This is a genomic window from Alkanindiges illinoisensis, from assembly GCF_004377485.1.
Classification (GTDB): domain Bacteria; phylum Pseudomonadota; class Gammaproteobacteria; order Pseudomonadales; family Moraxellaceae; genus Alkanindiges; species Alkanindiges illinoisensis_A.
In genome coordinates, this window is sequence record NZ_SNTY01000036.1 from 15,294 (window position 1) to 37,065 (window position 21,772).

At 46.7% G+C, this 21,772-nt stretch carries 22 protein-coding genes; 15 read left to right on the plus strand and 7 right to left on the minus strand.

All coding sequences use genetic code 11. The features are described 5' to 3' along the window. Positions 1–36 precede the first annotated feature (36 nt). Entirely contained in the window at positions 37–1,422 is a 1,386-nt protein-coding gene (gene dnaA / locus E2B99_RS09105) for a chromosomal replication initiator protein DnaA (protein ID WP_134244670.1), read from the minus strand. A 239-nt stretch (positions 1,423–1,661) separates the two neighbouring features. On the opposite strand from dnaA, the gene E2B99_RS09110 reads away from it, so the two are divergent. The 13 genes from E2B99_RS09110 to E2B99_RS09170 all read left to right on the plus strand — a co-directional run bounded on the left by E2B99_RS09110 (position 1,662) and on the right by E2B99_RS09170 (position 13,903). Then, positions 1,662–1,892, plus strand: coding sequence for a hypothetical protein (locus tag E2B99_RS09110; RefSeq protein ID WP_134244671.1), 231 nt, complete (start codon positions 1,662–1,664; stop codon positions 1,890–1,892). 353 nt (positions 1,893–2,245) lie between these two features. Continuing rightward, the gene (gene rpmH, locus E2B99_RS09115; protein ID WP_026472118.1) at positions 2,246–2,380 is read left to right on the plus strand and encodes a 50S ribosomal protein L34; all 135 of its coding nucleotides are present in this window, start codon (positions 2,246–2,248) and stop codon (positions 2,378–2,380) included. A gap of 38 nt (positions 2,381–2,418) precedes the next feature. Beyond that, on the plus strand, positions 2,419–2,823 hold the full coding sequence (rnpA, locus tag E2B99_RS09120) for a ribonuclease P protein component (protein WP_134244672.1): 405 nt from the start codon (positions 2,419–2,421) through the stop codon (positions 2,821–2,823). Positions 2,824–2,834: 11 nt separating this feature from the next. Beyond that, entirely contained in the window at positions 2,835–3,131 is a 297-nt protein-coding gene (yidD, locus tag E2B99_RS09125; protein WP_134244673.1) for a membrane protein insertion efficiency factor YidD, read from the plus strand. Between the two features lie 36 nt (positions 3,132–3,167). Beyond that, a complete protein-coding gene (gene yidC, locus E2B99_RS09130) occupies positions 3,168–4,865 on the plus strand; it encodes a membrane protein insertase YidC (protein ID WP_134244674.1) in 1,698 nt (565 codons plus the stop codon). Positions 4,866–4,969: 104 nt separating this feature from the next. Then, positions 4,970–6,322: a tRNA uridine-5-carboxymethylaminomethyl(34) synthesis GTPase MnmE gene (gene mnmE / locus E2B99_RS09135; protein ID WP_134244675.1), complete on the plus strand. Its 1,353-nt coding sequence runs from the start codon at positions 4,970–4,972 to the stop codon at positions 6,320–6,322. A 217-nt stretch (positions 6,323–6,539) separates the two neighbouring features. Further along, positions 6,540–7,796 (plus strand): tyrosine-type recombinase/integrase, encoded by a 1,257-nt coding sequence (locus E2B99_RS09140; RefSeq protein ID WP_134244676.1) that lies wholly within the window; start codon positions 6,540–6,542, stop codon positions 7,794–7,796. A 719-nt stretch (positions 7,797–8,515) separates the two neighbouring features. After that, positions 8,516–8,788 (plus strand): helix-turn-helix transcriptional regulator, encoded by a 273-nt coding sequence (locus E2B99_RS09145; RefSeq protein ID WP_134244677.1) that lies wholly within the window; start codon positions 8,516–8,518, stop codon positions 8,786–8,788. Continuing rightward, on the plus strand, positions 8,788–9,027 hold the full coding sequence (locus tag E2B99_RS09150; protein ID WP_134244678.1) for a hypothetical protein: 240 nt from the start codon (positions 8,788–8,790) through the stop codon (positions 9,025–9,027). Before E2B99_RS09145 ends, E2B99_RS09150 begins: the two co-directional genes overlap by 1 nt. Next, on the plus strand, positions 9,024–9,377 hold the full coding sequence (locus tag E2B99_RS09155; protein WP_134244679.1) for a CHC2 zinc finger domain-containing protein: 354 nt from the start codon (positions 9,024–9,026) through the stop codon (positions 9,375–9,377). Before E2B99_RS09150 ends, E2B99_RS09155 begins: the two co-directional genes overlap by 4 nt. After that, on the plus strand, positions 9,374–12,301 hold the full coding sequence (locus tag E2B99_RS09160; RefSeq protein ID WP_166739025.1) for a DUF927 domain-containing protein: 2,928 nt from the start codon (positions 9,374–9,376) through the stop codon (positions 12,299–12,301). Before E2B99_RS09155 ends, E2B99_RS09160 begins: the two co-directional genes overlap by 4 nt. Then, positions 12,298–12,864 carry a hypothetical protein gene (locus E2B99_RS09165; protein ID WP_134244681.1) on the plus strand — a complete coding sequence of 189 codons (567 nt, stop codon included), beginning with the start codon at positions 12,298–12,300 and terminating at the stop codon, positions 12,862–12,864. Before E2B99_RS09160 ends, E2B99_RS09165 begins: the two co-directional genes overlap by 4 nt. Positions 12,865–13,486: 622 nt before the next feature. Beyond that, positions 13,487–13,903, plus strand: coding sequence for a terminase small subunit (locus E2B99_RS09170; RefSeq protein WP_134244682.1), 417 nt, complete (start codon positions 13,487–13,489; stop codon positions 13,901–13,903). 314 nt (positions 13,904–14,217) lie between these two features. Here E2B99_RS09170 and E2B99_RS09175 read toward each other — a convergent pair whose 3' ends face one another. The 4 genes from E2B99_RS09175 to mpl form a co-directional block, all read right to left on the minus strand. After that, on the minus strand, positions 14,218–14,775 hold the full coding sequence (locus E2B99_RS09175) for a DUF4142 domain-containing protein (RefSeq protein WP_134244683.1): 558 nt from the start codon (positions 14,773–14,775) through the stop codon (positions 14,218–14,220). A 402-nt stretch (positions 14,776–15,177) separates the two neighbouring features. After that, complete coding sequence (locus tag E2B99_RS09180; protein WP_134244684.1) at positions 15,178–15,438, minus strand: GlsB/YeaQ/YmgE family stress response membrane protein; 261 nt, start codon at positions 15,436–15,438, stop codon at positions 15,178–15,180. Positions 15,439–15,641: 203 nt separating this feature from the next. Next, a complete protein-coding gene (locus tag E2B99_RS09185; RefSeq protein ID WP_134244685.1) occupies positions 15,642–16,988 on the minus strand; it encodes an NCS2 family permease in 1,347 nt (448 codons plus the stop codon). A gap of 313 nt (positions 16,989–17,301) precedes the next feature. After that, entirely contained in the window at positions 17,302–18,696 is a 1,395-nt protein-coding gene (gene mpl, locus E2B99_RS09190) for a UDP-N-acetylmuramate:L-alanyl-gamma-D-glutamyl-meso-diaminopimelate ligase (protein ID WP_134244686.1), read from the minus strand. A gap of 181 nt (positions 18,697–18,877) precedes the next feature. On the opposite strand from mpl, the gene E2B99_RS09195 reads away from it, so the two are divergent. After that, positions 18,878–19,237 (plus strand): DMT family protein, encoded by a 360-nt coding sequence (locus tag E2B99_RS09195; protein WP_134244687.1) that lies wholly within the window; start codon positions 18,878–18,880, stop codon positions 19,235–19,237. A gap of 36 nt (positions 19,238–19,273) precedes the next feature. Here E2B99_RS09195 and E2B99_RS09200 read toward each other — a convergent pair whose 3' ends face one another. Next, entirely contained in the window at positions 19,274–20,173 is a 900-nt protein-coding gene (locus tag E2B99_RS09200) for a hypothetical protein (protein WP_166739026.1), read from the minus strand. A gap of 225 nt (positions 20,174–20,398) precedes the next feature. Then, positions 20,399–20,806 (minus strand): EF-hand domain-containing protein, encoded by a 408-nt coding sequence (locus E2B99_RS09205; RefSeq protein ID WP_134244689.1) that lies wholly within the window; start codon positions 20,804–20,806, stop codon positions 20,399–20,401. Between the two features lie 411 nt (positions 20,807–21,217). Between E2B99_RS09205 and purE the strand changes: the two genes are divergently transcribed. Then, positions 21,218–21,736 (plus strand): 5-(carboxyamino)imidazole ribonucleotide mutase, encoded by a 519-nt coding sequence (gene purE / locus E2B99_RS09210; RefSeq protein ID WP_134244690.1) that lies wholly within the window; start codon positions 21,218–21,220, stop codon positions 21,734–21,736. Positions 21,737–21,772 lie beyond the last annotated feature (36 nt).

Sequence of the window (21,772 nt, forward strand, 5' to 3'; positions counted from 1 at the left end):
CGCAATCATATAAAATAATAGGGTTTATTGTGCCAGTTAACTCTGCAATAAGCGCAATAAATTTTGATAATCTTCGTTAAAGGCTGGATCTGACTGACACAGCTCCCGAACTTTCTCACAAGCATGCATCACGGTACTGTGGTCACGCCCGCCAAAGGCTTCACCAATGTCTGGAAAGCTATCATTGGTCAGTTCACGTGCCAGTCCCATTGCAATCTGGCGTGGCCGCGCATAGATGCGGGTGCGCTTGGGGCCAATCAGCTCCTTTAAGGGAATCCGGAAAAATTCACTCACTACCCGCTGAATATTATCAATGCTCATGGTGCGGGCACGGATGGCCAACACATCCTTTAAGGACTCACGTACTACTTCAAGATCAATGCTTGTACCCTTAAAGCGTGAAATTGCCACGACTTTATTTAAAGCACCCTCCAGTTCACGTACATTGGCCACCACCTGCTGGGCAATAAATAATGCACAGTTGCGTGGTAACTCAATGCCATTGCTTTCGGCTTTCTTAAGCAGGATTTCAATCCTGGTTTCCAGATCCGGTGGCTCTACTCCAACCGATAAGCCCCAAGAAAACCGGGATACCAGACGTGGGTCCAGCTCGGTTAACTCTTTCGGATAACGATCTGACGTCAGGATAATCTGCTTGGATTCATCGAGTAAGGCATTAAAAGTATGGAAAAATTCTACCAGACTGGCTTTACCGGTCAGCAAGTGAATATCGTCAACCAATAACAAATCCAGTGAACGACAATTTTGCTTAAACTCATCAATTTTGCCGCGCTGCAAGGCACTGACAAAATCCTGCACAAAATTTTCCGAGGTCATGTAAATGACCCGCGCATTCGGTTTGGCCTGTAGCAACGCATTCCCTACCGCATGCATCAGGTGAGTTTTACCTAAACCTGTAGGACCATACAAAAATAACGGATTATGCTGTGACTCACCCAGCTGGGTTAATACCCGGCGACAGGTTTCAGCTGCCATCTGGTTGGAACGGCCTTCAACAAACAAGGCGAAAGTAAATTGTGGATTTAGCTGACGTTTTTTCTGAACTGGTGGGTTCTTACTGCTATCGGCTTCTACCGCGACCTTGCGTTCCCGCCCTTCCCCATTGATGGCTTCATTGGTGGGCGCTACATTTGCAGGCTCAGCAGCCTGCGAAATAATTTCACCAGGACGCGAATCAACCTGGATGTGAACTTCGGAAATGCGTCCGGCACTGGCCTTATTCACCAGATAACGGATCTGGTCCAGATGATGTTCCTGTATATAGCGGGTCCAGTAATGATTGGGCGCCAGCAACACCAGCGCATTGTCACGTTCTTCAGCATGAAGCGGACGAATCCACATCGTGAATACATTATCCGACAACTCATGCCGCAGTGTATTCAGACATTCTGCCCAGATCATGACACCCCCAAACAATGATGAACAATAAAAAAATGAACCAACGATAACCAGCGCTAATCAACTACGGCATATCTCATGCATGTCCGGGATTTTATGAATGCTCACTTCCTGATGAGGACAGCATTCTAACTAACTTATCAACATCTGTCATGGCGTCCATACCCTATGCTTGCTGCTTTCTTGAACATTAAATTCATTTTTTTACGAATTTAAATTTAAAAATACCTGTGGAAAACTTTTTGGATAAACTTGTGGATAAAATCATACCCAAAGTTATCCACAAATCATACACAAATCTTAATCCCTTTTATCCACAAGCTAACTTAATGGTTAAATTAAAAAATAAGCCTATTTCCACAGAAAAATACGCTCCTAATAATAATAAATATGAATTTAATAAATTTAAATTTAAATTATGTTTAGGGTCTTATGGGGATAACTTGGATTCTATGCTATCAATTCAAAGTTAAAAATTAACGCTTACACCTGATTCTTCCTAACATGGACGTAAATATAGTAATCTTGTGGATAACTTTCAATTATAAGTTAAATTATTAGATGTATGCTGCTGTTATTTAATGAGTTAATTTTTAATAATTAATTGTGAATAATTTTGTGGATAACATAAAAAAGCCTTAAAATCAGATATTTATTTAAAAAATGATTAAATATATCAAGTGTTTATTTAAAGAAATAATTTGGATACTGGTTTGCCTGCTTAGGCATTAGCATAAAAAAAAGGCATTAAACAAGGGCTTTTGTTTGACACAGCGAGCAGAGGTCAATAAAATCGCGTTCTTTTTGTCAGCTTTGAGTTTTCATCATGAAACGTACTTTCCAACCCAGCGTGATCAAGCGTAAGCGTGTCCATGGTTTCCGTGCCCGTATGGCTACCAAGAATGGTCGTCAGGTGCTGGCGCGTCGTCGTGCAAAAGGCCGTCATCGTTTAACCGTATAAACAGTTAAACGTGCAAAGACGCGTGCGCGTCGGGTAACATGACATCGTTTGCATTTCAGCCAGAATGCAGGCTACTGACAGCTGCTGATTTTAAAGCAGTGTTTGACTGTGCCATGTATAAAGTCCATCAATCTGGTTTTTTGGTATTGGCAATCCGGCGCAATGCTGAATCTTCTCAAAGCCGTATCGGCATTGTGGTGGCCAAACGAAAAATCAAGCGCGCACATGAGCGTAACCGCTTTAAACGGTTGACCCGAGAAAGTTTCCGGCTGCACCAGCAACAGCTACCTGCACTTGATATTATTGTGATGGCAAAGCAAGGCGCCGATCACATTGACAACCCGCAATTGCATCAGGAATTGCAAAATGCCTGGCGCATGCTCCATACCCGGGTTAAAAAACAGCAGCTGATCCAGCAGCCAATTTCTCCTAAAGTCACGTAAAGGGCGGGCCAATGGCTGGTTTTTTACGCTGGTTGATCCGATGTTATCAAATTGCCATCAGTCCACTGCTTGGACCCCGATGCCGCTATATCCCTACCTGTTCCCAATATGCCCTTGAGGCAGTTGCCCTGCATGGGGCAGGCCATGGCAGCTGGCTGGCTTTCAAGCGGGTCTGTCGTTGCCATCCCTGGGGCGGGCAGGGCTATGATCCGGTGCCTTCGATCCGGCAGCCGATGCGCCAATTTATATCGTTTCAGCCGCTTGATGCAAAGCAGGTAAAATCTAGTATTCCGTTTCGGCAATGCTAGGTGTTTTAGACAGCTTTATTTTTTGGGGTAAGCACTATGCAACAGTGGGGCAGAATTGCAATTCTGGCAGCCATGTTTGTGACCGCGTATTTAATTATCTTGGCGTGGCAAAAGGACTATGGTCCAAACGCTCAGGTAAACCAGCCACCAGCAGCCATTGCAGCAAAAGCAGGATCAACAGCAGATGTTCCCAGTGCAACCCGTACTGGCACAGCTACCGATATTCCCTCAACGACGTCGGTAAATGCCGCAAACCCTGCTGTGGCAAATACTGCTGCCAGCAGCAACCTGATTGAAGTAACAACCGATGTTTACCATTTGTGGATTAATCCCAAGGGTGGGGACGTGGTGCGTGCTGAATTGCTTCAGCATGACCTGAACAAAAATCAGGACAACAAGCCGTTTGTTATGCTGGAAAATGATGCCAACCGGGTTTATATCGCCCAGTCCGGCTTGATTGGCGCCAATGGCCCGGATAATGCCAATGGTCGTGCCAGTTTTGAAACCGAAAGCAAGCAGTACAAGCTGCTGCCTGGCCAAAAAACACTGGTGGTGCCACTGGTTTATCAGGCCAATAATGGTGTTGAAATTATCAAGAATTTTACCTTTAAGGCTGGTGAATATCCGATTGGGGTCAGCTACCGGATTATTAACCGGGGCAACCAGCCATGGCAGGGCCAGATGTTTGGCCAGATCAAGCGTGACGGCAGTGCTGATCCCAGCAAGAGCCATCAGGGTATTTTCCAGCTGGGAACTTATCTGGGTGGAGCGTGGGGCACACCAGACGAGCAGTATAACAAGCTCAAGTTTGATGACTTCCAGAGTGATGGCTTAAACCAACAGGCCAAGGGTGGCTGGATTGGCGTGGTTCAGCATTATTTTGTGACGGCCTGGATTCCGGATGCCAAGTACAATGCCACGCTGGAATCGCGCAAGGTTGGCAATGACAATGTGATTGGTTTCCGTACCCCACTGATTAATGTTCCAGCTGGCAAGCAGATGGACGTTAGCGCCACGTTGTATACCGGTCCCAAGGTACAATCCAAGCTCAAGGATCTGGCACCAGGTCTGAACCAAACAGTGGATTATGGCTGGTTGTGGCCCATTGCCCAGATCCTGTTTATGGGCCTAAAATTCTTCCACAGTATTGTAGGCAACTGGGGCTGGGCCATTATCCTGCTGACCTGTGCCGTGAAGCTGGTATTGTTTCCGCTATCAGCCAAAAGCTACCGCTCCATGGCCAAAATGCGGGTGATTGCACCGGAAATGCAGCGCCTAAAAGAAGAGCATGGCGAAGACCGCATGAAGTTTTCGCAGGAAATGATGGCACTGTATAAAAAAGAGCAGGTGAATCCATTGTCCGGTTGCTTGCCTTTATTGCTACAAATGCCGATTTTTCTGGCACTGTACTGGGTACTGATGGAAAGCGTGGAACTGCGTCATGCCCCGTGGCTGGGCTGGATTCAGGATTTGTCCGCCATGGATCCGCTGTTCATTTTGCCGCTGATCATGGGCGTTACCATGTATGTGCAGCAAATGCTTAATCCGCAGCCGACTGATCCGATGCAGGCCAAGGTGTTCAAGCTGATGCCGATTATCTTTACCGTGTTCCTGCTGTTTTTCCCGTCAGGACTGGTACTGTACTGGATCTGCAATAACCTGCTGACCATTCTCCAGCAGTGGCTGGTTAATCGTTCGATTGCCAAGGAAGCAGCAGCTAAAGCCGCCAGTTAAATGCTGCCATGTGTTTTTAAAAACCGCCTAAAGTGATACGCTTGGGCGGTTTTTTTATACCTGCTGTTAAACCGTTTACTGCTCTGTTTACCTGAGGTGCGCTTATGACGCCAACCACCACGATTACTGCAATTGCTACCCCTCAGGGACGTGGCGGTGTTGGTGTTATCCGCTTGTCTGGCCCCAATGCTTTTGCCATTGCTGAAGCTTTAACAAATAAATCACTACCTGCACCGCGCATGGCTGGATTTCGTCAGTTTAAGGATGCACAGGATGAGGTGATTGATGAAGGCTTGATCCTGTGCTTTAAAGCCCCCCATTCGTTCACTGGTGAGGATGTAGTGGAAGTGCAGGGACATGGCGGGGTGGTGGTGCAAAATGCGTTACTGGCGCGCCTGTTGAGTCTGGGTGCAGTGGCGGCCAAGGCCGGTGAGTTTTCCTTACGTGCCTTTGAAAATGGCAAAATGGATCTGGTGCAGGCAGAAGCCATTAGCGACCTGATTGATGCCAGTAGTGAAGCAGCTGCCCGTTCGGCCGTGCGTTCCCTGCAAGGTGCATTTTCGCTGCGGGTGAATGAGGTACTGGAGCAACTGATTCATTTGCGCCTGCATGTGGAAGCTGCCATTGATTTTCCCGAAGAGGAAATTGATTTTCTGGCAGATGGTCGGATTTTAACTCTGCTGGAACAAGTACAGGGGGCAGTTAGCCAAGTGCAAAAGTCGGCCAAGCAGGGACAGTTATTGCGTGAAGGCTTGCAGGTGGTGATTGCGGGCAAGCCCAATGCCGGGAAATCCAGCCTGCTTAATGCGCTGGCCGGGATTGACCGCGCGATTGTTACCGACATTGCCGGCACCACCCGTGATGTGCTGCATGAAAAAATTACCTTGAATGGCCTGCCCATTACCCTGACCGATACTGCTGGCTTGCGTGAAACTGGTGATATCGTGGAGCAGGAAGGCATCAAGCGTGCTTATCGGGAAATTGAACAGGCTGACTTGCTGCTACTGGTCTATGACCTGACCACCGATGATGATCCACTGGCACTGGCCGATGGATTTTTTCACCAGCGTGATCCCAAGCGGTTACTGCTGATTGCCAACAAGGCTGATCTGGCGGAACAAACCCCACATCAGGATGAGTTAAATGGGTTTAAGCGCATTATATTGTCGGCACGGCAAGGAGAAGGCCTTAATACGCTCATACAGGCGATTAGCGCGCACGCAGGCTATCAGCCCGAGGAAAGTACCTTTATTGCCCGAACACGGCATCTGGACGCAATGGTGCGTTGCCAGCAACATCTGGCTGATGCCCGCGTGCAGCTGGTTGAATTTCATGCCGGGGAGCTGATGGCAGAATCTTTGCGGCTGGCGCAACATGCGTTAAGTGAGATTACTGGTGAATTTAGTGCAGATGATTTACTGGGCAAGATTTTTGGCAGTTTCTGTATTGGAAAGTAATTTCATTTTTTAGCCTTTGTTCAACCAGATTCAATAAGCACCAGTAAGGTGCTTTTTTCATATTTATAAAGCATAAAAACAATAAGTTATGGTTTAAATTCACTTCGCCTTATATTCAATAGTGTGCAATACGTTCTAACAGTGCTATGCTTTTTTTAGTCACTGATAAGCCTTAGTGACTGATAGAACCTAAAATTATGTGATGAGTGACTAAACCATGACGGCTGCCAGTAAAGACCAGAGCTTTAATTCAGATCGGGAAATTAACGCGCTAAAGGCCAGCGATAAACGCTATACCGTGAAGGATAAAAGCAGACGCGGCCTGTTTATTGAGGTGAAGGAATCCGGCCTTAAGTCATGGCATTACCGTTACACCATAGACGGCAAACAGGAACGCATTGTGCTGGGGCAATACCCAGACCTGAAATTAAAAGATGCTAGGGAACTACGCGATGCCGCCGCCTTACTGGTGGCTAAAGGCATATCCCCACAGCAGGAAAAACGCAGCAGGCGCGAAAAGAAAGCCGCCGGAGAAACGGTAAAGGAGTTTGGCGACAAGTATTATCAGGGCGTAATCAGCAAGGATAGGGCAAATCCTATTACCATGAAGCGCTTACTTGATAATGACATTTACCCGCTTATAGGTGACAAGCGATTAACCGACATTACGCAGGCTGATGCGGTAGCTGTGATATGGCGCAAAAAAGATCAGGGATATGATGCAGCAGCTAATCAGGTACGCGGCCTGCTTAAGCGCATGTTTGACTATGCTGTCACTAAAAACCTAATGACGTTTAATCCAGTGCTTTCCATTCCTTCACGCCATGTATTTAAGTATGTGGAGCGTGACCGAGCATTAAGCCTTAATGAAATCCGCGAGTTTTATACAGCCCTGCTAGATTCCAGAGTTTACCGCCCGCGTAAGCTGGCCTTGTTATTGTCATTATTGACCCTCCTTAGAAAAAGCGAAATGTTGAATGCCAAATGGGAGCATATCGACTTTGAACAGCGTATCTGGCATATCCCTGTCACCAAGAACACCACAGGCGGTAAGAATAGCCGCCCCATGATGGTTTTTATGTCAGATCAGGTCATAGAAATATTTAAAGAATTAAAAACGATTGCTGGCAATGAACCTTATGTATTTGTAGGCAGGCAGTCAGGAACGCGCATTGCTCATAATGTTTTAAATTCAGCGCAAAAAACCGCGCTGGCCTTAACCAATGTTCCCCACTTCACCATTCACGACTTACGCAGAACAGCCAGCACCTTGATGAATGAAAAGGGGTTTCATGCTGATGCTATCGAGGCATGTTTGAACCACACTACCAAGGGAATGAGGGGCGTATACAACAAGGCGGTTTATGCTGATATTCGAACCGCCATGATGCAGGAATGGAGCAATTATGTTCACAGCATTATTTATGAGCCGAACCTAATTTTCTTCAATGCTGGCCAGCAGCGCATTGCTTAAAAATGAATATGAAGATGAGTTTAATTAGTGGCGCTATAGTCAACTGGGCACAAGATATAGCGGTAAAAAGTGTAAAAATTTGTAAAAGTCTTAAAAACTTTTTATTAGCAAATGCTAAAAAAGTTTAAGTAATTCAACTTATTAGTAAACTAATAGTTTATTTTTTATAAAATAAATATAGGCAACTCAAGAGGTTAAACAAATGGTTTAAAGGCAAAAGTGATTTGTTAAAGATGAAAAACACTTGTGGATAACTTATCCGGCGTTTAACGAAGATTACCAATTTTAAGATGGCTTTTTTTAAAGTTCTATCCAATAATGCAATTCAGCTAATGCTTTCCAGTGCTAGTAAGCATAACTGGCAGGCATTAAAAAGGCTAGAACCGCGCCAACGGAACTAGCCTAGTGTGGACACCGCCAAGTGTCCGAATTTCATTAACCGCCATCACAGGCACATACTGGAGAACCAGAAATGTAAGCAGTTAATTGGTACAACTAAAAGTTGTACCATTAATGGCTAATATAATCATTGGTTATAAATATCGCAATGCTGATATACACAAAAAGTTTACTATTTTAAACTTTTCTGGTAGTCACTGAACTTAATTGAATTGGTTTAGTGACCTATTAGCGATTGATATAACAAGCCTTTTTAAACTGATTTACATTCCTGATTATCCTGTTTTGTGCCTTACAAGCAATTTGTAAGGAGTGCTTACATGCATCTTTTAAACAGTGATAGCCCTACCGCAATCAATGCGGCCAGCCAAACCCCGCGTTTTATTCGTCGCAGTGAAGTCCAGAAGCTCACAGGGTTGGGCGCATCTTCCATTTACCAGCTACAGCGTGAAGGCGACTTCCCGCAATCTGTGCAGCTTTCTGAACGACGTGTGGCATGGATTGAGAGTGAAGTAGTGGCATGGATAAACAAGCGTATTGCAAACCGGATCGCTGCCAATGATGAAGTAATCCCAGCACAGGGGGCAGAATAATGACCTACAAAAATTTTGTGCTGGTTGCCTATGCCCCTATTGTCGAAGCAGGCCAAGCAGCCGAGGCAATCATTGACGATACCCCTGTAAATTTTGTGGAACTAATGGCCATGGATGGCAGCATTACTGAGGTATCACGCGCCCATGATGCAATAGCCAGCAAACACGGTCAGCGGGTTATTGTGCTGCATATTGGCAGCGTAGGTCGCTTACTCGACGTAATGGGGGCAGCAACATGAAATATGCAACTCCACGATACCAAAGCAACGGACTGGCAAGTGAATACTTCGGCGGACGTGCCAATAATGGCCGCAAATTTGGTTTAAACCGCGCCTTACTGCCTAACCCCATTGACTACCTGCAAAGTCAGCAAATTAGCTTTAAAGGCTCAGGCCAGTGGCGTGATGTGCTTTGCCCCTTCCATGATGATAAAAGCCCCAGTCTACGCATGAACGCCACAACAGGAGGCTTTAAGTGTATGGCTTGCGGTGCTAAGGGTGGCGACCTGATCGCGTTTCATCAGCAGCTTACCAGCCTTGGTTTTGTTGAAACCTGCAAGGCATTGGGCGCATGGGAGTCAAAACAATGAAAGATACAGACAACACCATAGATTTATGGGATGAACCTTTTTGCGGTACTGGTGCGCTCCCAGTGAATCAAACCGAGTTTTCGGAGCAGTACGAGGCAGGCCAGCAAAACGTGCGTGCGCGCGCGAATCATGCAGATTCTACCCTACTACAAGATCAGGCCAAGGCATACGCGCTCAAGTATGCCAGCAGTGTAATAAAGCTAGGCTATGTGTTTAAGTACCTGTTTTGCTATACCGATGTTAACGGCAAGCCCGTGTACTTTAAAGCACGGTATGAACACGCAAACTTTGACAACCTGCCAGCAGATGAACAGGAACAGATTGCAAGTAAAGCCCGTGCCAACAGGCACAAATGGATTAGGGCGTTATCCTTTAACTGTCATACACGGCAATGGCGGCTTAAAGAGCCGGACTATACAGCAGCCTACCCAGCAGGCAATGGCAAAAAACCGCTTTACCGCTTAGTGGATATGGTGCAGGCCGATACAGCCCAGTCTGTTTATATCTTTGAGGGTGAGCAAAAGGCCGACTATGCGGCCAGCCTTGGCCTTGTCGCCACGACATGCGGCAGTAGCGGCAGTATTACCACAACGCACCTAGAGCCACTAGCAGGCCGTTCCGTTGTGATATGGCCAGATAACGATGAAGCAGGCATAAAAGCGCGTGATGAAATAGCAGCCGCATTACAGGCTGTTGGCTGTAGTGTTTTAAGTATTGATATTGACGCGCTTGGACTGCCTGAAAAGGGCGATATTGTCGACTGGGTACAGCAACGTACCAACAACAGCCAAACTACGACTAAAGCCGACATTGAAGCACTATCTCTTATCAAATGTCAGGTTATATCGGGTTCTGCTGATAGCCGGAAAATCTTGAGCAATACAAGTGGCAACATACCCAAAGGCCATTTATGCGAGCCACTGTATAGCGGCGGCAATGATGCACGCTTTGAAATACTGCCACATGGTATTTTTTATATTGCCAAAGACCAGCACGACAATGAACGGGCGCATTTTATTTGTAGCCCTGTTTTAGTCATTGCCAAAACCCGCGACACTCACGGCAACGCATGGGGCAGGCTGTTACAGTGGCATGATGACGAAAGACGCTTACACCAGTGGGCAATGCCCATGCAGCTATTGCAGGGCGATGGCTCAGAGGTTAGGCGCGAACTGGCAGATCAGGGCGTAACTATTAGCCCAGAACGCAAAAGCCGCGACCTGCTAACCACCTACCTGAACGGCTATCCGTCGGACACGTTCGCTTTATGTGTAGACCGCCTTGGCTGGCACGGCTTGCGCTATGTCATGCCCCAGCACACCTATGGCGAACAGCAAGGGCAATTAACCGTATTTCAGCAAAATAGCGTCATGGCGGCCAGCTTCTACCCATTGGGCAGCTTAGCCGACTGGCAGCAGCAGATCAGCCAGCCATGCGGCAACCATAGCCGCCTTGTATTTGCCCTGGCGTGTGCCTTTGCAGGCCAGTTACTTGAGCCACTAAATGAACAGGGCGGCGGCTTTCATATCAGGGGCGATAGCTCAAGCGGTAAAAGCACCGCCTTAAAGCTGGCTGGCAGCGTATGGGGCGACCCTGAACAGGTAATCAGGCAATGGCGCGCTACCAGTAACGCATTAGAAGGCATAGCCGCCTTGCACAATGATAATTTTCTAGGACTGGATGAGATCGGCCAATGTAATGCAAAAGACATTGGCGACACGGTTTATATGCTATCTAACGGTCAGGGCAAGGCGCGTATGCAGCGCACCGGAATAACCCGACCTGTTAGCCAGTGGCGGGTAATGTTTTTAAGCAATGGTGAAGAATCCCTAGCCGCCATTATGCAGCAGACTGGCAAACGTACTAATGCAGGCCAGGAAATACGCCTAGCTGATATACCAGCCGACGCCGGACATGGGTTGGGTATATTTGACCCATTGTCCACAGATCAGCCCCCAGCCGCCTATGCCGAACAGTTAAAACAGGCCAGCGCCAGCAATCACGGTACAGCAGGTATAGCATGGCTTGAGTATCTAACCAGCAACAAGGCAGCAGTAACCGAACAGGCTCAAGTCTATATACAGCAATTCATGCAGGACTACGCCAGCAGCAAAAACGGACAAGTGCAACGGGTAGCAAGACGCTTTGCTATTGTCGCGGCGGCTGGTGAACTGGCAACACTGGCAGGCATTACCGCATGGCAGCAAGGCCGCGCAATAGAGGCTATAGGCCAGTGTTTTAATGCCTGGCTTAATGGTTTTGGCGATGGTGCAAACCTTGAGAGCCGCAACATACTGGCAGAGGTTAAAGCATTTTTTGAGGCTCACGGCTCAAGCCGCTTTGAAAACATGCAACCGCCAGTAATGAATGATGGTAGCGACATGCTCCAACGCATTATTAACCGTGTAGGGTACTACAGGCAAGACGACAACAGCCGCGCTTACCTTGTTTACCCTGAACAGTTTAAAAGTGAAATCTGCAAAGGGCGCGATGACAAGCAGGTCATTAAGATATTAAAAGCGGCTGGCTGGCTCATTCTTGGCGATGGCGGGCGCAATCAAAAAAAGGAAACTTTGCCCGATGGATCGCGGCCTCGCATGTACGTTTTCAATAACAGAATGTGGGAGTGGGACAACGAAGCCAGCGCAGAACTATCAAAATCCAGTGGGACAGGTGGGACAAGTGGGACAGACCAACAGCCGCAAGGCTTACAGCCTGTCCCAGTGCAAAAAGCAGTAGTGGGGCAGAGTGGGACAGGTGAAATTAGCCTAGTTATGTCCCAGTCTGTCCCAGCAGTAAAAACAGCAGTGGGACAACATAAAAGCCTTGATAATAAAGGCTTGTCCCAAGTGTCCCAGTTGTCCCATTGCAATAATGATGAACTGAACAGCCAGATTAAAAATAGCCGGAGGGCAGTTTTATGAACGCCATAGAATTGCTGGCCGTGTGCAATAGCATGGGTGTATTGGTTGAAATCGCAGACCATGGACATATCGCGGTTGAGCCTATCGACAAATTACCACCGGAACTAATTAACCAGCTTAAGCTATACAAGCGCGACATTATTGAATACTTAAGCCAGCAGCAGCCAGAGTGCATAGGAGCGCCACCAGCCGCCAATGATGACCCGATACCGCCTAACCTAGCCCCATTGCAGGCAAGGGCGCTAAAAGGCTATTACTGGCGATTAGGCATTAAACGCGACAATCTGCTAGGCAATGATTATGCACCAGATCGGGCAAAGGTGAGGCTTGAGGAATGGCGGAACGATATAGGCCGCATTATTGGCTTGTCCAGGTATGAAGTCGCAGAACTGGAACACGAATTGATTAGCCTGGGCATACTGGCTATAGAAGGGAGCTGGATTATTGAAGGCAACGGCCAGCCAGTAGCAGAACGCAGCAGCGTCATGAACGGGCAATGTTTGCATGATGGTACAGGCAAGGGCTTTTTAGATTGGTTAGAGGATAACAATACGATTCACTAGCCAGCAGATCAACCGCGAATAAGCCGCCTACATCATGGTCGGTTTTTTAATACTTGCTATTTTCTTTCATGGGGTTTGTTTTCAAAAACCGTGTTTTCCATGCGAACCAAGCCGCGAACCGAAATTCAAAACAGCCAAAACCGTGCGCACCTGGCTGTGTACCAATTAATGCGCACCAACAATAAACCAGATTTTAGCTTTTTGAATGTCAAGTTTTAACTTTTTTGAATAATAGGTTTTAAAAGGTTTTGAGCCTTTTCAAATCTTAGGTTTTATGAGGTTCTACGTTTGGCAATGTGAGGTTTTAACCTGTAGTTTTATCAAATACCAATGCAAATCCAGATTGACAATTGTTGACAGCTTTTTAACTTTTTTAACTTGGGTTATTCAGTGTGATTAAGTATTAAAGCCAATAAGCGCAATGGCTTGATGTGGATTTATGCCTTTTTCTGCCTGTTAACTTTGTCAATTAGGAAATTTTTTATACATGCGATGGGTAGCGGTCTAGGAAAACTGTTTATTGCAACTTTCAATCTACCCCCCACCTTTTTTATGGACTCGGAAAAACCATAACAATTGATAACAGGTACAATAAGACCATTATCATGCGTGAGTGCCAGCAATGCGCCCTATCAACCACCAACAGCAGCAGTTTATCAATGAGTACCTAACCACAGGCAACGGCAAACAGGCGGCCATAGCAGCAGGCTACAGCGCAAATACAGCACAGGTACAAGCCAGCAGGCTATTAAAGCAGCCAGCTATCAGACATGCTGTAGAAGCACAGCAGCAGGCGGCCAGCATAGAAACCCAAACCACCATGCAAGATTTACTGGCAGAACTTGAAGCGGCCAGAGTTGAAGCATTGGCACAAGGTCAGTGCGGTGCGGCCATAAGTGCAACGATGGGTAAGGCTAAGTTGCTAGGACTGGATAAACCGAAAGATCAAACAGGTCAGCCTAAAGATGAGGTAACTAAAATTATTATTGAATTTATGGACGATGACCAACGGATTGAAAAGGATTGCCTAGTAATTTAAAACGACTTCCTTTTTATGGACTCACAAAAATATTAAATTGCTTCCTTGGCTGTAGTATGGGTGTAAACTAAAAAAACACAATTACTGCTCAAATTAGGCGTGCATCAGTCACTGGTTAATTTATTTTAAAATTTATATGTTATTTAACAACGTCTTAGATTTCTAAATAACATTCTGTATTGGCAAATAAAGCTAAGCCCGTACCTGAGCAAAGCAAAACTGACAGAACAGGACGCAAAACCTAGGGCTTGGATAGCTATAAGAATGTGCTGACCATTGGCCAGCACAATCATTAAATTTAAGAGTAATTTGAGTTATTTAAGTGAATCAACGAGTTGCTCAGCCATTTGCAAATGCATGGCCACGGCAGCACGGGTCATGGTCAGGTGGTTACGCAGATCAGGATGCTGTGCATTGGGAATCAGTTTCTTATCAATGGTTTCCAGAACCATTTTATGCACTTTAACCTGACTTTCCATATAGGTTTTATCAAAGTCTTTGGCATCTGCCTTGTTTAACTTCATCACCACGTCGTTACTGTCTTTTTGCAGCTTCATGCTCAAATGATTGTTTTGTGGTGCCATATTGGCACTGGCCAGCAGCGCTTTGCCTTTCTGGTCATTGTCAGTATGTTCACTTACCATGCGCTGGGCAAAGTTTCTTACATCAGCACGCTGGGCTTTTTGTACTGCAATTTGACCCTGGGAAATTTCGCCCATATTGGCTGTATGCAGAACGGATAAAATCTGGGCATCACTCATTTTGGCTTTCATCATATGCGTGCCGTCGCCATCATGCATTCCATCCATGCTTTGACAGCCTGTCATGGCAACCAGTACACCCAGTAATGCTCCAGTAGCAATATTTTTCATAACCTTTCCTCTATTTGCTATATACACGTGTAAAGCTAAAGACTAGGGCATGAAAATAAATAATTTGTAAGATTTTAACTCAGGTTTTAAAGGGGTTACGTGAAGAATTGGCGATTAATGTAGCGTTATATAACAATTTCTGCTTTAAATAACAGTTTATTAAATTAAGTTAACAATCATTGGTCTAAATCGACCTAAGCTGCAAAAAGACAGTAGCTCAAATAAAAATTTAACGCCTGATCAATTGATAGATTTACCGCAATAGGAACTTTAATCTTTAGATATACAAACTCGATAAAGCCATATTAGTCATGTAAGCCTGATTACTTGTAGAGAAACCAAAGGTCAGGTTCTCACAGCTTTAATAATCAGCCCTACACGACTTTTAAAGGCATCGGAATATTAAACCTGATGGCGTTTACGCATCACCAGATTATAGATAAACAGCACCACTACTGCACCGACTACTGACATGATAAAACCGGCTGCTTCCCCATCATCATACCAGCCCAAGCCGCGACCCAGATAAGTGGCTAGCAGTGAGCCAATAATGCCAAGCACAGTCGTTACAATAAAGCTGGCCTTGTCATCGCCCGGATGAATGGCACGCGCAATTAACCCGGCAAAAAAACCAATAATAATGGCACCAATCAGTGAAAACATGGTCGTCTCCTTAATTTATGATTTCCAGTTAATTAAGAAATACCATGTGCCCAAAAACAATCAAAAGGGCTTTGGTAGACTTTGGGTGAAGGATTGTAGTTATTGTTACGGCTGGATTTTTTAGTTTCTGGTATAAAAAACCTTGCGCTAAAATTACCGATTGGCAACTTTAGCGCAAGGTGGAATAGGTGCGGATCAAATGATTAAATGGCCCAGCCACCGATATAAAACGCAGCCAGAATAATGGCAATGGTGACGGTGCCGATATTTAGCTTGCGCCATTCGCCAGCAAACAGGCGACCAATCACCAGCGCACTAAAGCCCAGCATAATACCCGTGACTATATTGCAGGTGAGCACAATAAACACCGCACAAATCAGGCCGGACATGGCACCCACAAAGTCAGCAAAATTAATCTTGCTCACGTTGCTCAGCATGAGCAGACCCACATACATCAGCGCAGGTGCGGTGGCGTATTCAGGCACCAGATAGGCCAAGGGTGACAAAAACAGGATCAGCAGGAACAACAGGCCTACCACAATGGCAGTCAGACCGGTTTTGCCACCCGCAGCAGTGCCAGCAGCAGATTCAATATACACGGCAGCCGGGGCAGTACCGAGGAAACCCGAGGCAATGCTGCTCACGGAATCTGAGGTTAGTGCGCGCTTGCCATTGATAATTTGCCCGTCCTGATCAATCAGGTTGGCTTGCCCAGCCACTGCACGAATGGTGCCCGTAGCATCAAAAATGGCGGTCATTACCAGTGCAAACACGGTGGGCAGGATTTTTGGGTCCAGTGCGCCCACCATATCCAGACTAAACAGCAGTGAATGACCCGTACTATCACTCAGGCTGGGCATGGCAAACAGGCCCTGAAATTTAACTGCTGGATCAAAAATCAGGCCCAGTATGGAAATGGCAATAATCACCAGCAAAATGGTACCCGGCACTTTCAGGCGTTCAAGGCCAATGGTCACAGCAAGCCCCAGCAGCGCCATCAGCACCGGAAATGAGGTCAACTGACCTAGACTAATGGGCAGGCCTTCATTGGGGTTTTTGATGATCAGGCCAACACCGCTGGCTGCAATTAAAAACAAAAATAGGCCAATGCCCACGCCAATGCCATGCGCAATATCCATTGGCAGGTTTTTTAAAATCCAGGTACGGATGCCAGTCACTGAAATCAGGGTAAATAAAACACCCATTAAAAATACCGCACCCAGCGCTACCGGAATACTCACCTGCTGGACCAGCACCAGACTAAAGGCGGTAAAAGCAGTGAGGGATATGGCACAGCCAATCGCCATCGGCACATTGGCCCAAAAGCCAATCAGCAGGGAGCCAAAACCAGCCACCAGACAGGTGGCCACAAACACCAGTTCTGGCGGAAAACCGGCCTTGGCCAGCATGGCGGGCACCACAATGACTGAATAGACCATCGCCAAAAAGGTGGTAATGCCTGCAATAATTTCCTGCCGGACATTGCTACCGCGTGCACTGATGCCGAAAAAGCCATCAAGCCCGCGTGGGTTGGAGTGAGGGGCAGTCATAAAGTTCCTCTTTACAGCGCTATCGCGCCAATGTTCTGACAAATACAATTTCTGATGGTTCACCCTGCACTAACCAATGCCGGTTTTTTTGGTTAAACCGTGCCAATGATACACGCCTGCATCCCTGTTTTGCGTGGGAAAAAGCTGGCTTAACCAGTCAGCAAGCAGCCCCTTTTGTTGAAGGCAAGATGATCAGGCAGTCAGAAACCTGCCCAGCGATATGCCCAGCAATAGCGAATTGGCCTATCAATAATCATAAAAAAAGCCAGCCCTCATCAAGCGCTGGCTGGCTTTGTTATGAAGTACTAAAGATTTATCGGTTTTTTAGGGCAGCAATAATTTTTTGATGCAAGCCACCAAAACCACCATTCGACATAATGACCACAGCATCGCCAGACTGGGCTTCCTGCTGAACGCGGCCAATAATTTGCGCCAGTTGCTGGGAAATGGTGGCGGAATTGGGTGATGCAGCAATCACGGGCGATAAATCCCAGTCCAGACCTTCCGGCTGATACCAGATCACTTCATCGGCCATGCGGGCAGAATGCGCCAGATTATCCTTGTGACTGCCCATGCGCATGGTGTTGGAACGTGGCTCAATAATGGCCCACAACTTGCGCTGGCCAATTTTCTTGCGTGCGCCATCCAGTGTGGTTTCAATGGCAGTAGGATGATGGGCAAAGTCATCATAAACCTCAATGCCATCAATGGTGGCCAACAGTTCCATACGGCGCTTGATGCCTGCAAAGTTTGACAAGGCATCACAGGCAACCTGTGGGCTAACTCCTACATGATAAGCTGCTGCAATCGCGGCCAAGCCATTGGACACATTATGCTGGCCGCTCATGCTCCAGTTAACCGTACCTGCGTCGATGCCCTGATGAATCACCTTAAACTGGCTGCCATCGGCACTGAGTAGCTCAGCTTGCCAGTCTGTTGCTGTACTGGCGCTTTCATTGCTACCAATGGCAGTGCGCTGTACTGGCGTCCAGCAGCCCATGTCCAGCACTTCATCAATATGGCGTTCAGTGATGGGGGCAATAATCTGGCCTTGGCTAGGAATGGTGCGTACCAGATGATGAAACTGCTTTTGAATGGCGGCCAGATCATCAAAAATATCAGCATGGTCAAATTCAAGATTGTTTAAAATAGCGGTGCGTGGCTGGTAATGTACAAACTTGGAACGCTTGTCAAAAAACGCGGAATCATATTCATCTGCTTCCACCACAAAGTAGTTTTTTTCACCGTTGCCATTGCCACCAAGCCGCGCACTATGGCTAAAACACAACGGCACACCGCCAATCAAAAAGCCCGGATTTAAGCCAGCCTGATCCAGAATCCACGCCAGCATGGTGGTGGTGGTGGTTTTACCATGCGTTCCAGCCACAGCCAGCACATGACGGCCACGCAGCACATAATCGGACAAAAACTGCGGGCCAGAGGTATATGGCAACCCAGCATTCAGCATGTATTCCACCGCCTCAATGCCACGCTTCATGGCATTGCCCACAATCACCAGATCAGGATGCGGCTGCAAATGACTGCCACTATAGCCCTGCATGAGTTCAATACCAGCGGCTTCCAGCTGGGTAGACATGGGCGGGTAAACATTCTGGTCTGATCCGGTGACGGTGTGACCCAGTTCGCGGGCCAGCAGCGCCAGTGAACCCATAAACGTGCCACAAATCCCCAAAATATGCAGATGCATTGCTGTATTTCTCCATGCCAGAACCGGTGCGTGCAGGCGAGTGCTAAAAAATGGGCCTGCTAAAAATTGCCAAGAACGATAGCAAGGCTTAGGCTAAAAAGATACTGTTAGCCTTGTGTTTTACTGCTGTATTGCAGTCGCTGCATTGAGCAGGACTGTATGGCACTATTTGAGAAAATCCATGACAAATTTATGGTTTCCGCTGTGTTTACTGGTGGTGTCCAACTGTTTTATGACGCTGGCCTGGTATGGGCACCTGAAGTTTTTACATCACGCGCCCGTATGGCAGGCCATTCTGTTTGGCTGGCTGATTGCCTTGCTGGAATATGCCTTTATGGTGCCGGCCAACCGGTTTTTAAATGAACAGGGCTGGAGCCTGGGTCAAATGAAAATTACCCAGGAAGTGATTACCCTGCTGGTGTTTGTGCCGTTTATGCTGTGGCTGTTCAAACAGCCATTTAAGCTGGATTACCTCTGGGCTGGCTTGTGTTTGCTGGGCGCAGTGTTTTTTGTATTTAGAAGTCAAATCATGAGTGCTTAACACCGCGTTAAGCACCATAATGCACTATAGCCTGCCTCAAATATCCTGATTTTCAGGTGTTTTAGCCAACGGGTTGTAACGCTTTTTCTTATATTTCCCGATCAGCACGACAGCAATAGACAAAATAAGCCACAACGGCCATAACTGCATGGCAGTAACCAGAAAATCCAGAAAGCCCACGGCACCAAGCTGGATAGAATGCCATAGGCGGTTAAAGAAGCCATATTGCTCCAGCGCCACCCGCTGTAATTGAATATCCTGTGTTTGCCGTAAGATTGCAGGCTGGCTAAAATCAAGCTGAATGGTGCTGTAATTCAAGCGATCCTGAACTTCCTGTTGCGTAAGGTCTGCAATGTCAGCTGCCAAGCGGTTATTAGCCCTGCTATCTCCTACTGCGCCAAGCGTGGCCTGCTGCCCCAGTTTTTCCTGCAATAACTTGAGTTGAAGCCGTTTTGCTTCATAGCGCTGTTCATTTAAAAACAGCATGAATTGGGGCAGGGTGTTGATAAAACGCTGGGTTTGATTATTGGGAATCCTCACAATCATACTGGCGTGTGGCCTGATTTTCTGGAAGATAGTTTGGGTGCCGTCGCCATTATTACGGCTCACTTCATTTTCGAGTGTTTTTTGAATGTCCTTCTGTTCAACAAAGCCCGCGAATTTGGCTGTCAGTTGTTCTAACTGTAATGCAGATTGATAAACATCCTTTACTTCAAAATCAATGGTTGCGGTTTTAACCATTGGCCGGTTTTTTTCAGCCGGATTGTTTTGTTCTGACAACAATACATCAGGGATATTTTGCGCATTATTTGCCTGATCGGCCTGTTCAGTAGAGGGAATCGCTGCTACAGATTGCACATCGGCAGTCGTTGTTTCAGCAGTTTGCTGTTGTTTGGAACAACCATTAAGGGCAATGAACAGGGTGATAACAAGCATCAGAGAGCTGTTTTGATTTTTATGGATCTTTTGCATGCTAAAACAGGCCTTAACTTTTAATTATTTTTTAAGCATAAAGTGTTTTAGCATGGACACAAGCAAAATCAGGCTGTAAAGCCAATCATTCATTGGTGTGAATGAAAAGGCTAATTTCTAAAAAATAAGCGCATTAACCGATGTGGTCAATGCGCCTGATGAGCAATGGCTTAATGTAGCCAGCCTGCATTAAAGCACTGGCTTTGGCATGTCGGGTTGGCCACCCTTGTGATGATGCTTAAAACTGGCATGTTTGGCTTGTGCGGTTTTAAGTTCATCCATACTTAAAGCACCATCTTTGTTGGCATCCAGCCGTGCAAAGCGGTTCTTTTCCATCTCCTGCTTGCGGGCTTCCCACGCGGCTTTTTTCAGCTCATTAAATCTGGCAAATTCGGCAGCAGACAATTTACCATCCTTGTTGTTGTCAGCCTGCTGGAACAGGGCTGCTTGCTGTGCCTGCATTTTGGCCTGTCTTTGCGCCTGTTTGGCACTATGCTCAGTGGGTGTAGGTTGGGTCGTAGATGTGGCAGCAAAGGCAGAAACCGCAATACCACAGCCTAAAATTGCAACAGATAAGGTTTTTGATAATGTCTTCATGTTTCATTCCTGAATATATGGGTTCATTTAGTGATACGTGATCTGTAATCTTGCTAAAGGCAACTGTTAATCACGTTATAGCGCTATCATAGCGAGTCGTCATCGCGACAGTTGGCAGAAAGCGTGTAGAACTACCCTGATTGGCAGCCCGGCTAAGGCACTTATGTAATTATTTGAAATACAGTGTGTTATTTTGACTGATAAGTTAATTTTTATCCTATATCTGTGCAATTTCAAACCACTCGTGAAGCAATCTGGCAATTTAATAAACTCAAGCAGTTCACAAGTGGTGTTAATGGCGGCTATTTCATGAGTTTGCACTGAAAACCTGATAATTTTCTTGGCTGCTGCTGCTTTTTCAGGCAAAATATGCGGTCTTTTTTTTAACAAACGCTCTGGATTGCCGTGCTTATGAACTCGTCCGCTAACCCTGCCAACCCGCCGCTGGTTGGAATTATTATGGGCTCTCAGTCTGACTGGGCGACGCTTGAACACACTGCCGACATGCTCAAAGCATTGGGTGTGCCGTTTGAAGCCGAAGTTGTGTCCGCGCACCGTACGCCGGACCGTTTGTTTGAATATGCTGAAACAGCACGTGCGCGTGGCATTCAGGTGATTATTGCCGGGGCAGGTGGTGCCGCGCATTTACCGGGCATGTGTGCTGCCAAAACCGATTTGCCAGTGCTGGGCGTGCCCGTGCAATCATCCATTTTAAATGGTGTGGATTCGCTATTGTCCATTGTGCAAATGCCGGCAGGTATTGCCGTGGGAACGCTGGCCATTGGCAAGGCCGGTGCCACCAATGCAGCGATTTTGGCCGCGCAGATTCTGGGCTTAAACAACCCGGCCATTGCCGAAGCGATACAGCAGTTTAGGCTGGCCCAAACTGAGAAAGTCAGTAGCAACAACATTCCCGGTCAAACGCAATAAGGCTGACAGCATGGCAACCATAAAAACTTCAGGCAG

What these genes read in the sequence shown, in the direction of transcription:
- dnaA (WP_134244670.1), bottom strand. Translation starts at nt 1,422, where the DNA reads ATGATCTGGGCAGAATGTCTGAATACACTGCGGCATGAGTTGTCGGAT.
- rpmH (WP_026472118.1), top strand. Translation starts at nt 2,246, where the DNA reads ATGAAACGTACTTTCCAACCCAGCGTGATCAAGCGTAAGCGTGTCCAT.
- rnpA (WP_134244672.1), top strand. Translation starts at nt 2,419, where the DNA reads ATGACATCGTTTGCATTTCAGCCAGAATGCAGGCTACTGACAGCTGCT.
- yidD (WP_134244673.1), top strand. Translation starts at nt 2,835, where the DNA reads ATGGCTGGTTTTTTACGCTGGTTGATCCGATGTTATCAAATTGCCATC.
- yidC (WP_134244674.1), top strand. Translation starts at nt 3,168, where the DNA reads ATGCAACAGTGGGGCAGAATTGCAATTCTGGCAGCCATGTTTGTGACC.
- mnmE (WP_134244675.1), top strand. Translation starts at nt 4,970, where the DNA reads ATGACGCCAACCACCACGATTACTGCAATTGCTACCCCTCAGGGACGT.
- E2B99_RS09140 (WP_134244676.1), top strand. Translation starts at nt 6,540, where the DNA reads ATGACGGCTGCCAGTAAAGACCAGAGCTTTAATTCAGATCGGGAAATT.
- E2B99_RS09145 (WP_134244677.1), top strand. Translation starts at nt 8,516, where the DNA reads ATGCATCTTTTAAACAGTGATAGCCCTACCGCAATCAATGCGGCCAGC.
- E2B99_RS09150 (WP_134244678.1), top strand. Translation starts at nt 8,788, where the DNA reads ATGACCTACAAAAATTTTGTGCTGGTTGCCTATGCCCCTATTGTCGAA.
- E2B99_RS09155 (WP_134244679.1), top strand. Translation starts at nt 9,024, where the DNA reads ATGAAATATGCAACTCCACGATACCAAAGCAACGGACTGGCAAGTGAA.
- E2B99_RS09160 (WP_166739025.1), top strand. Translation starts at nt 9,374, where the DNA reads ATGAAAGATACAGACAACACCATAGATTTATGGGATGAACCTTTTTGC.
- E2B99_RS09165 (WP_134244681.1), top strand. Translation starts at nt 12,298, where the DNA reads ATGAACGCCATAGAATTGCTGGCCGTGTGCAATAGCATGGGTGTATTG.
- E2B99_RS09170 (WP_134244682.1), top strand. Translation starts at nt 13,487, where the DNA reads ATGCGCCCTATCAACCACCAACAGCAGCAGTTTATCAATGAGTACCTA.
- E2B99_RS09175 (WP_134244683.1), bottom strand. Translation starts at nt 14,775, where the DNA reads ATGAAAAATATTGCTACTGGAGCATTACTGGGTGTACTGGTTGCCATG.
- E2B99_RS09180 (WP_134244684.1), bottom strand. Translation starts at nt 15,438, where the DNA reads ATGTTTTCACTGATTGGTGCCATTATTATTGGTTTTTTTGCCGGGTTA.
- E2B99_RS09185 (WP_134244685.1), bottom strand. Translation starts at nt 16,988, where the DNA reads ATGACTGCCCCTCACTCCAACCCACGCGGGCTTGATGGCTTTTTCGGC.
- mpl (WP_134244686.1), bottom strand. Translation starts at nt 18,696, where the DNA reads ATGCATCTGCATATTTTGGGGATTTGTGGCACGTTTATGGGTTCACTG.
- E2B99_RS09195 (WP_134244687.1), top strand. Translation starts at nt 18,878, where the DNA reads ATGACAAATTTATGGTTTCCGCTGTGTTTACTGGTGGTGTCCAACTGT.
- E2B99_RS09200 (WP_166739026.1), bottom strand. Translation starts at nt 20,173, where the DNA reads ATGCTTGTTATCACCCTGTTCATTGCCCTTAATGGTTGTTCCAAACAA.
- E2B99_RS09205 (WP_134244689.1), bottom strand. Translation starts at nt 20,806, where the DNA reads ATGAAGACATTATCAAAAACCTTATCTGTTGCAATTTTAGGCTGTGGT.
- purE (WP_134244690.1), top strand. Translation starts at nt 21,218, where the DNA reads ATGAACTCGTCCGCTAACCCTGCCAACCCGCCGCTGGTTGGAATTATT.